Genomic DNA, 14897 nt, shown 5'->3' with positions numbered 1-14897 from the left:
TAGCGCTGCCATGATCGTAATGAATGAACTGACCGCAGGTTATGAACGTCAGCCCGTCACGCGGCCGTTATCCGGCGTCATTGAACGCGGGAGTATGACCGCAATCGTGGGCGCTAACGGCTGCGGGAAATCGACGCTCCTGAAAACGCTCGCAGGGTTTATCGCTCCCGTGGGCGGGAGTATGCGCTGGCAGGAAAAGCGCCCGGTGATTGGCTGGCTGGCACAGCGCCACGCGCTGGAGGCGCAATTTCCGTTGACCGTGCAGGACGTCGTCAGTATGGGGGGCTGGCCGGGCATTTCGCTTTTATCCGGCTTTCGTCGTGAAACACGCTTGCGGATTGCCGGTGCGATTGAGCGTGTAGGGCTGGAATCCATGGCGCTATCCACCATCGATGAGCTCTCCGGCGGCCAGTTTCAGCGCATGCTTTTTGCCCGTGTCCTGGTGCAGCAGGCGCCGCTGGTGATGCTTGACGAGCCCTTTACCGGCGTCGATGAAGCCACCTGCAACGTGCTGATGGATTTGATGCTGGAGATGTATATGCAGGGACAAACGTTACTCGCGGTATTGCACGATAGCGAGCGCGTCTCGCGCCATTTCCCGCAGACATTACGGCTGGATGCTGACGTTCCCCAATGGAAAACCGAGCGGGTGAGGGTGGCATGATTTGGCAACTCTTTTTCCAGCCGTTTATCGAGTACGGCTTTATGCGGCGCGCACTGGTGGTTTGCCTGGCGCTGTCGGTCAGCACCACGGCGCTCGGGGTTTTTCTTCAGCTACGCAGGATGAGCCTGATGGGGGATGCCCTTTCTCATGCCATTTTGCCGGGTGTCGCAGTGGGATATTTGCTCAGCGGCATGTCATTGCTGGCGATGAGTATCGGCGGTTTTATCGCCGGGATTGCCGTTGCGCTGGTAGCCGGGTTGGTTAGCCGACGCACGCCGCTAAAAGAAGATGCCAGCTTTGCCGGGTTCTATCTGGGATCGCTGGCATTAGGCGTCACGCTGGTGTCGCTGCGTGGGTCGAATGTCGATCTGCTGCATTTGCTGTTTGGTTCTATTCTCGCCGTGGACAACGATGCCGCACTGTTTGTGGCTGGGGTTTGTATCTTCACGTTAATCGTACTGGCTGTCTTTTATCGCGGGCTGGTGACAGAGGCGTTTGATACGGCGTGGCTGCAGGTGAATGCCCGTTGGTTACCCGGTCTGTTGCATGGCCTGTTTCTGGCGCTGCTGGTGCTTAACCTGGTGGCGGGCTTTCAGGTGCTTGGCACGCTGATGGCCGTCGGGTTGATGATGTTACCCGCCGTGGCCGCGCGATGCTGGGTACGCACCCTACCTGGATTACTTCTGATGGCAGGGATGAGCGGTATTTTCTGTGCATGGTTCGGGTTAAGCCTTTCCTGGGCTGTGAGCCTGCCTGCGGGGCCGTCTATTGTGCTCACCGCCAGCGCACTTTTCTTTATTTCTATTTTATTTGGCACGCGAAGCCAGCTCGCTGGCAGCCTGCGTGCGTTTTTTTAACGCAAGGGGAAACGATGAAACGTACAGGATTAGCAGTGGCGCTCGCGCTGGGGATGTTGTCGCACGGCGTGATGGCGAAAACACTTAATGTGGTCACGAGTTTTTCAATATTGGGGGATATCACCCAGGAGGTCGGCGGCGATCATGTGAAGGTGACGACGCTGGTGGGGCCGGACGGCGATCCGCATACCTTCGAGCCGTCGCCGAAAGACAGCGCGGCGCTGAGCAAGGCCGATGTGGTGGTGGTGAACGGCCTGGGGCTGGAGGGCTGGCTTGACCGTCTGGTGAAAGCCTCCGGATTTAAAGGCCAACTGGTCGTCGCTTCAACCGGGGTGAAAACCCACACGCTTGAGGAAGATGGAAAGACCGTGACCGATCCTCACGCGTGGAACAGTGCGGCGAACGGGGCGCTGTATGCGCAAAATATTTTGAACGGGCTGGTAAAAGCCGATCCAGAAGACAAAGCAGCACTGGAGGCCTCAGGGAAGCCGTATATCGCGCAACTGACTCAACTGGATAACTGGGCCAAAACCCGCTTTAGTCAGATCCCACAGGCGAAGCGTAACGTACTGACCAGTCATGACGCTTTCGGTTATTTCAGCCGGGCCTATGGCGTCACGTTTATGGCGCCACAGGGGCTGTCGTCAGAGAGCGAAGCCAGTGCGGCGCAGGTTGCTGAGATTATTAATCAGATTAAAGCGGACGGCGTGAAAACCTGGTTTATGGAAAACCAGCTCGACCCGCGTCTGGTTAAACAGATTGCGTCAGCCACGGGCGCTCAGCCGGGTGGTGAACTTTATCCGGAAGCCCTGTCGGCAAAAGGCGGAGTGGCAGACACCTACGTGAAGGCGTTTCGTCACAATGTGAATACCCTCGCCGACAGCATGAAATAACATTCTCTAATGGCCGGTGCGCCCGCATCGGCTTTTTTCTGAAGCCCCCTCGTAAAACCTGAAGCGCATCCCCATATCTGACGAGAAAGTGCTATCTTGTGCTGCACGTTTTTCTGATGCCTGGAGCGAGAATGACTGACCATGAATTGATGCAGCTTAGCGAGATAGTTGGGCTGGCGCTTAAGCAACGTGGTGCGACAATCACCACTGCAGAGTCCTGTACTGGCGGCTGGGTTGCGAAAGTGATTACTGATATCGCCGGCAGTTCCGCCTGGTTTGAACGTGGCTTTGTGACCTACAGTAACGAGGCTAAAGCGCAAATGATTGGCGTGCGTGAATTCACGCTGGAACAGCATGGCGCGGTCAGCGAACCGGTGGTGATTGAGATGGCAATTGGTGCGCTCAAAGAGGCGCGCGCGGATTACGCCATTTCAATCAGCGGCATTGCAGGCCCGGATGGCGGCAGCGACGTGAAGCCTGTTGGCACAGTCTGGTTTGGTTTTGCCACGTCCAAAGGTGAAGGGATCACCCGCCGGGAGTGTTTTAGCGGCGATCGCGAAAGCGTGCGCCGTCAGGCAACGGAATATGCGTTAAAAACGCTCTGGCAACAATTTCTACAAAATACTTGATACTGTATGACCATACAGTATAATTGCACCAACAGAACAGAAATCCACGGTGAAGCACAGTCGCTTCTCCCGGCATGACAGGAGTAATAATGGCTATCGACGAAAACAAACAGAAAGCGTTGGCGGCAGCACTGGGCCAGATCGAAAAGCAATTCGGTAAAGGCTCCATCATGCGCCTGGGTGAAGACCGTTCCATGGACGTGGAAACCATCTCCACCGGTTCGCTTTCTCTGGATATCGCACTGGGCGCTGGCGGTCTGCCGATGGGCCGTATCGTAGAAATCTACGGACCAGAGTCCTCAGGTAAAACGACGCTGACGCTGCAGGTTATCGCTGCGGCACAGCGTGAAGGTAAAACCTGTGCATTTATCGATGCCGAGCACGCGCTGGACCCTGTTTATGCTCGCAAACTGGGCGTTGATATCGACAACCTGCTCTGTTCTCAGCCGGACACCGGTGAACAGGCGCTGGAAATTTGTGACGCACTGGCGCGTTCTGGTGCGTTGACGTTATCGTGGTCGACTCCGTTGCCGCACTGACGCCAAAAGCCGAAATCGAAGGCGAAATCGGTGACTCTCACATGGGCCTCGCGGCACGTATGATGAGCCAGGCAATGCGTAAGCTGGCCGGTAACCTGAAACAGTCCAATACGCTGCTGATCTTCATTAACCAGATCCGTATGAAAATTGGTGTAATGTTCGGTAACCCGGAAACCACCACCGGTGGTAACGCGCTGAAATTCTACGCGTCTGTCCGTCTTGATATCCGCCGTATCGGTGCGGTAAAAGAGGGTGAGAACGTCGTCGGAAGCGAAACCCGCGTGAAGGTTGTGAAGAACAAAATTGCCGCGCCGTTTAAACAGGCTGAATTCCAGATCCTCTACGGTGAAGGGATTAACTTCTTCGGTGAGCTGGTTGACCTGGGCGTGAAAGAGAAGCTGATTGAAAAAGCGGGCGCCTGGTATAGCTATAACGGTGACAAAATTGGTCAGGGCAAAGCAAATGCGATCTCCTGGCTGAAAGAGAACCCGGCTGCGGCGAAAGAAATTGAGAAGAAAGTGCGTGAGCTTCTGCTGAACAATCAGGACTCTACACCCGACTTCGCAGTTGATAGCGTGGATGCTGAAGAAACCAACGAAGATTTTTAATGCTTCGTATAAAGACGAAGGGCTGCTGATGCGGCCCTTTTTGCATTTCTGAACCAGCAGGTTTTTTATGAGTGAACCTACCCCACGTCGACCCGCGTACGCGCGCTTACTGGACCGGGCAGTACGTATCCTTGCTGTTCGTGATCACAGTGAACAAGAGTTGCGGCGAAAACTGTCGGCTCCCGTAATGAGCAAAAATGGCCCGGAAGAGATTGATGCCACGGCGGAAGATTACGAACGCGTGATTGCCTGGTGCTACGAGCATCACTATCTGGATGATGAGCGCTTCGCTTCCCGGTTTCTCGCCAGCCGTGGTCGGAAAGGATACGGACCCGCGCGCATACGTCAGGAGCTGAACCAGAAAGGAGTCGCCCGCGAGTCCATTGAAAAAGCCATGCGAGAATGCGATACCGACTGGTGCGAGCTGGCAAAAGAACAGGCGATTCGGAAATACGGTGAACCCCTGCCGCGTGATTTTTCAGAAAAAGTGAAAATCCAACGCTTTTTGCTCTACCGTGGCTTCCTGATGGAAGATATTCAGGATATCTGGCGTAATTTTGCCGATTGAACGCATGCGGGATTTTACTTCCCACTAAAGAAAACTTATCTTATTCCCACTTTTTCCAGTAGCTGGTCTGTCCAACTGTTTACAGATACAGGCTTGCTACGACATTTCGTTAGCTTGATTTCAGGATAATTATGAGCAAGAGCACCGCTGAGATCCGTCAGGCGTTTCTCGATTTTTTCCATAGTAAGGGACACCAGGTTGTTGCCAGCAGCTCCCTGGTACCAAATAACGACCCGACTTTACTGTTTACCAACGCCGGGATGAACCAGTTCAAGGATGTGTTCCTTGGTCTCGACAAGCGTAATTATTCCCGTGCCACAACGTCACAGCGTTGCGTACGTGCGGGCGGTAAACACAACGACCTGGAAAACGTCGGTTACACCGCACGTCACCATACGTTCTTCGAAATGCTGGGTAACTTCAGCTTCGGCGACTACTTCAAACACGATGCCATTCAATATGCGTGGGAACTGCTGACCGGTGAAAACTGGTTCAACCTGCCGAAAGAGCGTCTGTGGGTTACCGTCTATGAAACCGATGACGAAGCCTACGAAATCTGGGAAAAAGAAGTCGGTATCCCGCGCGAACGTATTATTCGCATCGGTGATAACAAAGGCGCACCTTACGCGTCTGACAACTTCTGGCAGATGGGTGACACCGGTCCTTGCGGTCCGTGCACCGAGATCTTCTACGATCATGGCGACCACATCTGGGGTGGCCCTCCAGGCAGTCCGGAAGAAGATGGCGATCGCTACATTGAGATCTGGAACATCGTCTTTATGCAGTTCAACCGTCAGGCTGACGGTACAATGGAGCCGCTGCCGAAGCCTTCCGTTGATACCGGTATGGGTCTGGAGCGTATTGCTGCGGTTCTGCAGCACGTTAACTCCAACTACGAGATTGACCTGTTCAGCACCCTGATCAAAGCCGTTGCGGAAGTGACCGGCGCGACCGACCTGAACAACAAATCCCTGCGCGTTATCGCGGACCATATTCGTTCCTGTGCGTTCCTGATTGCCGACGGCGTTATCCCGTCGAATGAAAACCGTGGCTACGTGCTGCGTCGTATCATTCGTCGTGCTATCCGTCACGGCAACATGTTGGGCGCGAAGGACACCTTCTTCTATAAGCTCGTTGGGCCACTGATTGGCGTGATGGGTGCTGCCGGTGATGAGCTGAAACGCCAGCAGGCGCAGGTAGAGCAGGTTCTGAAAACCGAAGAAGAGCAGTTTGCCCGTACGCTGGAGCGCGGTCTGGCGCTGCTGGACGAAGAACTGGCAAAACTTAAGGGTGACACGCTGGATGGCGAAACCGCTTTCCGCCTGTACGACACCTACGGTTTCCCGGTTGACCTGACGGCGGACGTTTGTCGCGAGCGCAATATCAAAGTTGACGAAGCGGGCTTCGAAGCCGCGATGGAAGAGCAGCGTCGTCGTGCGCGTGAGTCCAGCGGTTTCGGTGCAGACTACAACGCGATGATCCGCGTTGACAGCGCGTCTGAATTCAAAGGTTATGAAGCGCTGGAACTGACTGGCAAAGTGACCGCCCTGTTTGTTGACGGTAAAGCCGTAGACAGCATCAGCGCGGGTCAGGATGCGGTTGTCATTCTGGACAAAACGCCGTTCTACGCGGAATCCGGTGGTCAGGTTGGCGATAAAGGCGAACTGAAAGGCAATGGTTTCAGCTTCAGCGTAAGCGACACCCAGAAATACGGCCAGGCGATTGGTCATCAGGGCAAACTGGTTTCCGGTTCTCTGAAAGTGGGTGAGGGCGTACAGGCTAATGTGGATGAAGCTCGCCGCGCGCGCATTCGTCTGAACCACTCTGCAACTCACCTGATGCATGCTGCCCTGCGCGACGTACTCGGTACCCACGTTGCACAGAAAGGTTCTCTGGTTAACGACAAAGTGCTGCGTTTCGACTTCTCGCATTTTGAAGCGATGAAACCGTCTGAAATCCGCGCGGTGGAAGATCTGGTGAACGCGCAGATCCGTCGTAACCTGCCAATCGAGACCCACATCATGGATCTTGAGGATGCGAAGAAAAAAGGTGCGATGGCGCTGTTTGGTGAGAAATATGACGAGCGTGTTCGTGTGCTGAGCATGGGCGACTTCTCGACTGAACTGTGCGGTGGTACTCACGCATCGCGCACTGGTGACATCGGCCTGTTCCGCATTGTTTCCGAGTCGGGTACGGCGGCAGGCGTGCGTCGTATCGAAGCGGTGACCGGTGAAGGTGCTATTGCCAGCCTGCATGCGCAGAGCGATCAGCTGCACGACATCGCACAGCTGCTTAAAGGCGATAGCCAGAACCTGGGCGAGAAAGTGCGCGTTGCGCTGGATCGCACGCGTCAGCTGGAAAAAGAGCTGCAGCAGCTGAAAGAGCAGGCTGCGGCGCAGGAGAGTGCAAACCTCTCCAGCAAAGCTGTAGACATTAAGGGCGTCAAACTGCTGGTCAGCGATCTGGCGGGCGTTGAGCCTAAGATGCTGCGTACTATGGTCGACGATCTCAAGAACCAGCTTGGTTCTACCGTTATCGTGCTGGCGACAGTGGCAGAAGGTAAGGTTTCTCTGATTGCGGGGGTCTCTAAGGATGTGACTGACCGCGTAAAAGCAGGGGAACTGATTGGTATGGTTGCCCAGCAGGTGGGCGGCAAGGGTGGTGGTCGTCCAGACATGGCGCAAGCCGGTGGTACGGATGCGGCGGCACTTCCGCAAGCTTTGGCCAGCGTTGAAAGCTGGGTAAGCGCGAAACTGTAATAATTACAAAGCACAAGCAGACGCCATAGCGGTAACGTTATGGCGTCTTGTTCACTGTGCTATCGATAACGATAAAGTCAGGTTGAGTTTGTGTATATCGGCTAAACTTACGTTTAACAGAATGTGATGCCGTGACTGCTTACACTTTACGTGTTTGTCATCGCTTACTTTTTGGCGTTATATGATGGATAATGCCGGGATACAAGAGACCCGACTCTTTTAATCTTTCAAGGAGCAAAGAATGCTGATTCTGACTCGTCGAGTTGGTGAGACCCTCATGATTGGGGATGAGGTCACCGTGACAGTTTTAGGGGTAAAGGGTAACCAGGTACGTATTGGTGTTAACGCTCCTAAAGAAGTATCTGTCCACCGTGAAGAGATCTACCAGCGTATCCAGGCTGAAAAATCCCAGCAGTCCAGTTACTGATATTGTCGCGTCTCGCTGTCGGGCGAGACGCAACCCTCCTGTCATTTTTCCTGCCCAAAGTTACCGTTTAATTTCAATTGCTCTCTTTTTAACCACATCGTTACTCTTAACTCGTCCTGACGCCACCATTTCTGCATAGGTTTTCTGTGAAGATGCCTGCAAAATCCGCTTATAAAACACCCTCTTTGCGGCTTTTACATGCGAATTGCGTGTGATTTGTGCAAACGATAAAAGCTTTTGGAAAATTGTTTGACTTATAAGTCCCAGAAAGTAATATATGCGCCACGCAGCGACGAGAAGCTCTTAACGAGTTACTCGAAGCACTCGAAAGAGGCGTTGTGTGGTGAGGTGGCCGAGAGGCTGAAGGCGCTCCCCTGCTAAGGGAGTATGCGGTCAAAAGCTGCATCCGGGGTTCGAATCCCCGCCTCACCGCCATTTTGCATCCGTAGCTCAGCTGGATAGAGTACTCGGCTACGAACCGAGCGGTCGGAGGTTCGAATCCTCCCGGATGCACCATCTATTACTTCATATTGCTTTCGAAGTGATATGAATATCGAGTAGTACAATAGTAAATCCCGATGCATCCGTAGCTCAGCTGGATAGAGTACTCGGCTACGAACCGAGCGGTCGGAGGTTCGAATCCTCCCGGATGCACCATTTACTATTTCTGAAAGCAGTACCCTGATGCATCCGTAGCTCAGCTGGATAGAGTACTCGGCTACGAACCGAGCGGTCGGAGGTTCGAATCCTCCCGGATGCACCATTTTACTGTTTCTGAAAGCATTTCCCGATGCATCCGTAGCTCAGCTGGATAGAGTACTCGGCTACGAACCGAGCGGTCGGAGGTTCGAATCCTCCCGGATGCACCATATTCTCCGAGATAATAGCTACGCTGTTGTTTCAAGGTTTGCGAGTTAATCGCGAGCACCAGGGAGGATAACGTTGCTTCAGCAACGGCCCGCAGGGCGAGGCGCAGCCGAGTAATCCTCCCGGATGCACCATCTTCTCCTTCTTTGTTTATTCCTTCGACGTTCCGTCAGCAATCACACTCTCAGTCAGCGACAAAAATCACCTTTTACGATAAAGTAATGCTTTGTTAATCGTTTAGCGAGAGCACGATGTACGCACAGTATGACGGTCTGATCTTCGATATGGATGGCACCCTCCTTGATACCGAGCCTACGCATCGTCAAGCGTGGACTGATGTCCTGGGCCGCTACGGTATGCGTTTCGACCTTCAGGCGATGATTGCCCTTAACGGATCCCCAACCTGGCGTATTGCACAGGCCGTGATTGAAATGAATCAGGCCGATCTCGACCCGCACCTGCTCGCCCGTGAAAAAACCGATGCAGTAAAAGCCATGCTTTTAGATACCGTACGCCCGCTGCCGCTGATTGATGTCGTGAAAGCGTGGCACGGACGTCGCCCGATGTCGGTGGGGACGGGCAGCGAAAGCGCGATTGCAGAGGCTTTGCTCAATCATCTTGGCCTGCGCCACTATTTTTCTGCCGTGGTTGCCGCCGATCATGTTAAAAATCACAAGCCCGCACCGGACACCTTCCTGCTTTGCGCAGAATTAATGGGTGTACCGGCGGCAAAATGCATCGTGTTTGAAGATGCTGATTTCGGTATTCAGGCCGCACGTGATGCTGGCATGGCCGCGGTGGATGTGCGCTTACTGTGAGTGACGCGCTGTCGCTTGCTTCATTATTCGCCAGCAGTTTTTTAAGCGCCACGCTCTTACCGGGCAATTCGGAAGTGGTGCTGGTGGCGATGCTGTTGTCCGGCGTGAGTCAGCCCTGGTTGCTTGTGTTAATAGCAACAATGGGTAATAGCCTTGGAGGGCTGACTAACGTTATTCTTGGGCGTTTCTTTCCGCTGCGCGAAAAATCGCGCTGGCAGGAAAAGGCAGTCGGCTGGCTAAAACGCTATGGCGCTGCCACGCTGTTATTAAGCTGGATGCCTGTAATAGGTGATTTGCTGTGTCTGCTGGCGGGATGGATGCGCATCTCCTGGGGACCGGTGCTCTTTTTTTTGTGCCTTGGCAAGGCGTTGCGATATGTTCTCGTGGCATGGGCAACTCTGCAGGGTATGACGTGGTGGCACTAATTGGTGGAATGAATACGCGACCTTCAATCGTCAACCATTACAATTATGCTGAGTAACATTACTTTGACAGGCGGGAGGTCAATTTGATCCCGGACGTATCTCAGGCGCTGGCCTGGCTGGAAAACCACCCTCAGGCATTGAAGGGTATTCAGCGTGGTCTTGAGCGTGAAACGCTACGCGTAAACGCGGACGGCAGTTTAGCGACGACGGGTCACCCGAAGGCGTTAGGCTCGGCGCTGACACATAAATGGATCACAACCGATTTCGCTGAAGCGCTGCTGGAGTTCATCACTCCGGTAGAGGGTGATATTGATCATATGCTGACGATCTTGCGCGACATTCATCGCTATACCGCGCGCAACCTGGGCGATGAGCGTATGTGGCCCCTCAGCATGCCGTGTTATATCGAGCAAGGCCAGGAGATCGAGCTGGCTCAATATGGCACATCTAATATTGGGCGGCTCAAGACGCTCTATCGTGAGGGGCTGAAAAACCGCTATGGCGCGTTAATGCAGACCATCTCTGGCGTGCATTACAACTTCTCTTTACCCATGGCGTTCTGGCAGGCGAAATGTGATGAAACGGATAAGGACGCGATCTCTGCGGGCTACTTCCGCCTGATCCGCAACTATTATCGTTTCGGCTGGGTGATTCCGTACCTGTTTGGTGCGTCGCCTGCCATTTGCTCATCGTTCCTGCAGGGGAAACCGACTACGCTGCCGTTCGAGAAAACCGAGTGCGGGATGTACTATCTGCCGTACGCGACTTCCTTGCGCCTGAGCGATCTTGGTTATACCAATAAATCGCAAAGCAATCTCGGTATTACGTTTAACGAATTGCACGAATATGTGGCAGGATTGAAGCGGGCGATCAAAACCCCGTCGGAAGAGTACGAGAAAATCGGCCTCGAGAAAGACGGCAAGCGTCTGCAAATCAACAGCAATGTGCTGCAGATTGAGAATGAACTGTACGCGCCAATTCGTCCTAAGCGCGTGACGCGCAGCGGTGAAACACCGTCGGACGCGCTGCAGCGCGGCGGGATCGAATACATTGAAGTGCGCTCGCTGGATATCAACCCGTTCTCACCGATTGGTGTTGATGAGCAGCAGATTCGCTTCCTGGATCTGTTTATGGTCTGGTGCGTTCTGGCGGATGCGCCTGAAATGAGTTCAGACGAGCTGCTTTGTACCCGTACAAACTGGAACCGCGTAATTCTGGAAGGCCGTAAACCGGGTCTGACGCTGGGCATTGGCTGCGAAACAGCACAGTTCCCGCTGACGAAAGTCGGTAAAGATCTGTTCCGTGATCTTAAACGTGTTGCCCGGACAATGGACAGCATCGACGGTGGCGACGCATATCAACAGATCTGCGACCAGCTGGTGGAATGTTTTGATAATCCGGAACTGACGTTCTCAGCACGCATTCTGCGTTCAATGATTGATCAAGGTATTGGTGGCACGGGGCGTTCACTCGGAGCAGAATACCGTGAGATGCTGATGCAGGAGCCGTTAGAAGTGCTGAGCGAAGCGGGTTTTGTAGCAGAACGCGATGCATCTATTGTGCGTCAGAAAGAGGTTGAAGCGGCGGATACCGAGTCGTTTGAGGCGTTTCTGGCGAAGCAGGCTTAAGCAGAAAAGAAAAAGGCCACATCGCTGTGGCCAAAATATACATCTCTGAATTCAGGGATGATGATAACAAATGCGCGTCTTTCATATACTCAGACGCGCATTCTGTAGAAGAGTTCAGTTTATTTTAAAAAAAATCACTATCGGAGGTGACGTATGCCGTTATTAGATAGCTTTACTGTCGACCATACCCGTATGGAAGCACCTGCAGTTCGCGTGGCGAAGACCATGCACACCCCGCACGGCGACACGATCACCGTCTTCGATCTGCGTTTCTGCGTGCCAAATAAAGAAGTGATGCCAGAGAAAGGTATTCACACTCTGGAGCATCTGTTCGCTGGTTTTATGCGTGACCACCTGAACGGCAACGGCGTTGAGATCATTGATATCTCTCCGATGGGCTGCCGTACTGGTTTTTACATGAGCCTGATTGGTCAGCCGGAAGAGAAACGCGTCGCAGATGCCTGGAAAGCAGCCATGGAAGACGTGCTGAAGGTGAAAGAGCAGAACCAAATCCCTGAGCTGAACGTTTACCAGTGTGGTACTTACCAGATGCACTCCCTGGAAGAAGCACAGGAAATTGCGCGTCACATCATTGAGCGTGATGTTCGCGTGAACAGCAATGAAGAGCTGGCTCTGCCGAAAGAAAAACTGCAGGAACTGCACATCTAGTGCACCTTTTCCCTCTCCCATACGGGAGAGGGGAGAGCGAGGGTTGTTTAACCCCATGACCACAACCTCAACGTTCACCTTTACCCATCGTCCACTCGTTCCTTTTGCCCATGATTATGTTCATGGCGACAGCGAACCCTGGCATGAGCATGACTGCGCGCAACTGCTGCATACTTTGAGCGGGGTGGTGCGGGTTGATACCGCATCCGGCTGTTGGGTGGTTCCTCCTGGCCGCGGCGTCTGGCTGCCAGCGGGGACGCGTCATTCGCTTCGTATCACCGGGAACGTTGCGGCGCGCACGCTGTTTATCGATCCGCTGGCGCGTGCCGATCTCCCCGCAGCGTGCCAGATCGTGCAGATCTCCCCACTGTTGCGCGAACTGATCCTCGCTTCTCTCTCACTGCCTGAATCTTACTCGCCGGGGAGTCGAGATGAGCGCGTGTATGAACTCATTCTGGATGAAATTCGCATCATGCCTGTGCTGCCATTTCATCTGCCTGAGCCGGAGAGCGCCCCGTTACGCCACCTGTGCCAGCAGATCCGTCAGTCACCAGGAGATCGCTGGAACAGCCTTCAGGCCGCGAGTTCGCTTGGAATGAGCGAGCGCACGATGAACCGGCATTTTCAGCAGCAGACAGGATTACGTTACGTTGAGTGGCTGAGAAGGGCTCGCTTGCTGGAGGCGTTAGTGCGGCTGGCACAGGGCCAGCCGGTGCTACGCGTGGCACTGGAACTGGGTTACGGCAGTCACAGTGCCTTTACGGCGATGTTTCGTCGGGTGATGGGTGTCTCTCCCAGCGATTACTTTAAAAACGACTGACGGCGTTAAAGAGCGCCTGAAGAGAGGCGCGCGCGACGTCACTGTCGATACCCACGCCCCAGCGGCTGCAACCGTCCTGGAACAAACAGCGAATATAGGCCACTGAGCGGCTGTCACTGCGTTCACCCAGGGTATGTTCGTGGTAATCCTTAATCACAAACGGCGTGTTGACCCAGCGACTCAGGCCGCTGGCAGCGGCGGACAGCAAACCAATACCCTGACCTTCCAGCTGGCGTGTTCCCCCCTGCGTGGCGATGCTTGCCGTTAAGCGCAACTGCCCGTCCTGCTGGCTGTCGCTGCGGTACGATTGCAGGGCAAATTGTGGCGTTGCCACCAGGCCGTAACGGGTACGGAACAGTAGCCACAGTGCATTTTGCGTCATCTCTTTTCCGTGGCGATCCGTTTCCTGCTGTACGTGCTGGCTGAAATCCTGCTGCAGCGCGCGGGGTAATTTCAGGCCGTGGTTCTGTTCAATAAGCCACGCGCTGCCGCTTTTCCCGGACTGGCTGTTCACGCGGATCACCGCTTCGTAGGTGCAGCCGATATCCTGCGGGTCCACTGGCAGGTAAGGCATCTCCCAGCGTTCGCCAGGCTTGCGGGCATCAAAGCCTTTTTTGATCGCGTCCTGATGTGAGCCGGAGAAGGCGGTATAGGCCAGCCGTCCTGCCCATGGATGGCGCGGATGCACCGGAATCTGGTTGCAGGTTTCGACCACTTCCACCACCCGATTCATCTCGCTAAAGTCGAGATTCGGGTTAACGCCCTGACTGTAGAGATTCATCGCCAGCGTCACCAGACAGACGTTCCCCGTACGTTCCCCGTTGCCAAACAGACACCCTTCTACCCGGTCGGCGCCGGCCATCACGGCCAGCTCGGCGCTGGCGACGCCCGTACCGCGGTCGTTATGCGGATGGACGCTGATGCAGACATCGTTGCGGCGGCTGAAGTGGCGACAGAAATACTCAATCTGATCGGCATAGACGTTCGGCGTATTGACTTCGACAGTCGCGGGTAAGTTGATCACCATTGGTCGCTCATTGCAGGGCTGCCAGATCTCTGCCACGGCTTCACAAATCTCCAGCGCAAACTCCGGCTCGGTAAAGCAGAAGGTTTCCGGGGAGTATTCGTACTGCCAGCGGGTTTCCGGGTTCTCTTCGCAGAGCTTGCGGATAAGCCGCGTGGAGCGTGTTGCCAGCTCCACGATTTGCGCTTTCTCCATGCCAAACACCAGGCGGCGGAACAGCGGGGCGGTCGCGTTATACAGATGGACGGTGGCCCGTTTCGCGCCGCGTAACGATTCAAAGGTGCGGATGATCAGGTCTTCCCGTGCCTGGGTTAACACCTGAATGGTGACGTCATCCGGGATGCGGTTCTCTTCAATCAGCTGGCGAACAAAGTTGAAATCCGTCTGCGAGGCGGAAGGAAAGGCGACTTCAATCTCTTTAAACCCGCAGTTCAGCAGCAATTCCCAGAACTGCAGCTTGCGCGTGCTGTCCATGGGCTCGGCCAGGGCCTGGTTGCCGTCACGTAAATCGGTGGAGAGCCAGCGCGGCGCGTGGGTGATGCGTTGCTCCGGCCAGCGACGATCGGGCAGTGAAAGGGGAGGATAAGGCTGGTATTTGTCGGCGGGTGTGTTCAGCATGATGCGCTCCTGTTGTCTTTTCACTATCGTGAATGGATTTCAGGAGCGCTGCTTTATCGAAACTGACAATGACTGTCGCGTTTT

Annotated in this window: 13 protein-coding genes, 5 tRNA genes and 1 pseudogene; 18 read left to right on the top strand and 1 reads right to left on the bottom strand. The window is 54.4% G+C overall.

Going from position 1 to position 14897, the window contains the following annotated elements:
* The first annotated feature begins 10 nt into the window (after window positions 1-10).
* The 18 genes and pseudogenes from ACLHV9_RS19360 to ACLHV9_RS19275 all read left to right on the top strand — a co-directional run bounded on the left by ACLHV9_RS19360 (window position 11) and on the right by ACLHV9_RS19275 (window position 13171).
* Window positions 11-664, top strand: a complete 654-nt coding sequence (locus ACLHV9_RS19360) for a metal ABC transporter ATP-binding protein (RefSeq protein WP_108091015.1) — start codon at window positions 11-13, stop codon at window positions 662-664.
* Window positions 661-1521 (top strand): metal ABC transporter permease, encoded by an 861-nt coding sequence (locus tag ACLHV9_RS19355; RefSeq protein WP_028016813.1) that lies wholly within the window; start codon window positions 661-663, stop codon window positions 1519-1521. The genes ACLHV9_RS19360 and ACLHV9_RS19355 overlap by 4 nt, the downstream gene beginning before the upstream one ends.
* Window positions 1522-1535: 14 nt before the next feature.
* The gene (locus ACLHV9_RS19350; RefSeq protein WP_049006087.1) at window positions 1536-2414 is read left to right on the top strand and encodes a metal ABC transporter substrate-binding protein; all 879 of its coding nucleotides are present in this window, start codon (window positions 1536-1538) and stop codon (window positions 2412-2414) included.
* 131 nt (window positions 2415-2545) lie between these two features.
* Window positions 2546-3043 carry a nicotinamide-nucleotide amidase gene (gene pncC / locus ACLHV9_RS19345; RefSeq protein WP_108091014.1) on the top strand — a complete coding sequence of 166 codons (498 nt, stop codon included), beginning with the start codon at window positions 2546-2548 and terminating at the stop codon, window positions 3041-3043.
* An 89-nt stretch (window positions 3044-3132) separates the two neighbouring features.
* A pseudogene (gene recA / locus ACLHV9_RS19340) lies at window positions 3133-4190 on the top strand (recombinase RecA).
* Window positions 4191-4257: 67 nt separating this feature from the next.
* Complete coding sequence (gene recX, locus ACLHV9_RS19335; protein WP_028016809.1) at window positions 4258-4758, top strand: recombination regulator RecX; 501 nt, start codon at window positions 4258-4260, stop codon at window positions 4756-4758.
* A 131-nt stretch (window positions 4759-4889) separates the two neighbouring features.
* Complete coding sequence (gene alaS, locus ACLHV9_RS19330) at window positions 4890-7517, top strand: alanine--tRNA ligase (RefSeq protein ID WP_108091013.1); 2628 nt, start codon at window positions 4890-4892, stop codon at window positions 7515-7517.
* Window positions 7518-7758: 241 nt separating this feature from the next.
* Window positions 7759-7944, top strand: coding sequence for a carbon storage regulator CsrA (gene csrA, locus ACLHV9_RS19325; protein WP_000906486.1), 186 nt, complete (start codon window positions 7759-7761; stop codon window positions 7942-7944).
* A gap of 342 nt (window positions 7945-8286) precedes the next feature.
* Window positions 8287-8379 (top strand) — tRNA-Ser (locus ACLHV9_RS19320).
* Window positions 8380-8383: 4 nt separating this feature from the next.
* Window positions 8384-8460 (top strand) — tRNA-Arg (locus ACLHV9_RS19315).
* Between the two features lie 64 nt (window positions 8461-8524).
* A tRNA-Arg gene (locus tag ACLHV9_RS19310) sits at window positions 8525-8601 on the top strand.
* A 29-nt stretch (window positions 8602-8630) separates the two neighbouring features.
* Window positions 8631-8707, top strand: a tRNA-Arg gene (locus ACLHV9_RS19305).
* A 29-nt stretch (window positions 8708-8736) separates the two neighbouring features.
* Window positions 8737-8813 (top strand) — tRNA-Arg (locus tag ACLHV9_RS19300).
* A gap of 249 nt (window positions 8814-9062) precedes the next feature.
* Window positions 9063-9629 carry a fructose-1-phosphate/6-phosphogluconate phosphatase gene (gene yqaB, locus ACLHV9_RS19295; protein ID WP_108091012.1) on the top strand — a complete coding sequence of 189 codons (567 nt, stop codon included), beginning with the start codon at window positions 9063-9065 and terminating at the stop codon, window positions 9627-9629.
* Complete coding sequence (locus ACLHV9_RS19290) at window positions 9626-10054, top strand: YqaA family protein (protein WP_008499541.1); 429 nt, start codon at window positions 9626-9628, stop codon at window positions 10052-10054. The genes yqaB and ACLHV9_RS19290 overlap by 4 nt, the downstream gene beginning before the upstream one ends.
* 83 nt (window positions 10055-10137) lie before the next feature.
* Entirely contained in the window at window positions 10138-11682 is a 1545-nt protein-coding gene (gene gshA, locus ACLHV9_RS19285) for a glutamate--cysteine ligase (RefSeq protein ID WP_108091011.1), read from the top strand.
* 153 nt (window positions 11683-11835) lie between these two features.
* Window positions 11836-12351, top strand: coding sequence for an S-ribosylhomocysteine lyase (luxS, locus tag ACLHV9_RS19280; protein ID WP_008499539.1), 516 nt, complete (start codon window positions 11836-11838; stop codon window positions 12349-12351).
* Window positions 12352-12406: 55 nt separating this feature from the next.
* Window positions 12407-13171: an AraC family transcriptional regulator gene (locus tag ACLHV9_RS19275; RefSeq protein WP_108091010.1), complete on the top strand. Its 765-nt coding sequence runs from the start codon at window positions 12407-12409 to the stop codon at window positions 13169-13171.
* Here ACLHV9_RS19275 and leuA read toward each other — a convergent pair.
* Window positions 13158-14813 carry a 2-isopropylmalate synthase gene (gene leuA, locus ACLHV9_RS19270; protein WP_108091009.1) on the bottom strand — a complete coding sequence of 552 codons (1656 nt, stop codon included), beginning with the start codon at window positions 14811-14813 and terminating at the stop codon, window positions 13158-13160. The genes ACLHV9_RS19275 and leuA overlap by 14 nt on opposite strands.
* Between the last annotated feature and the right edge of the window lie 84 nt (window positions 14814-14897).

The sequence above is a fragment of the Enterobacter sp. CPE_E890 genome (assembly GCF_046521475.1).
Classification (GTDB): Bacteria; Pseudomonadota; Gammaproteobacteria; order Enterobacterales; family Enterobacteriaceae; genus Enterobacter; species Enterobacter adelaidei.
Note: the sequence above shows the minus strand (reverse complement) of the source record. Positions and strands in the feature narration are given on the sequence as shown.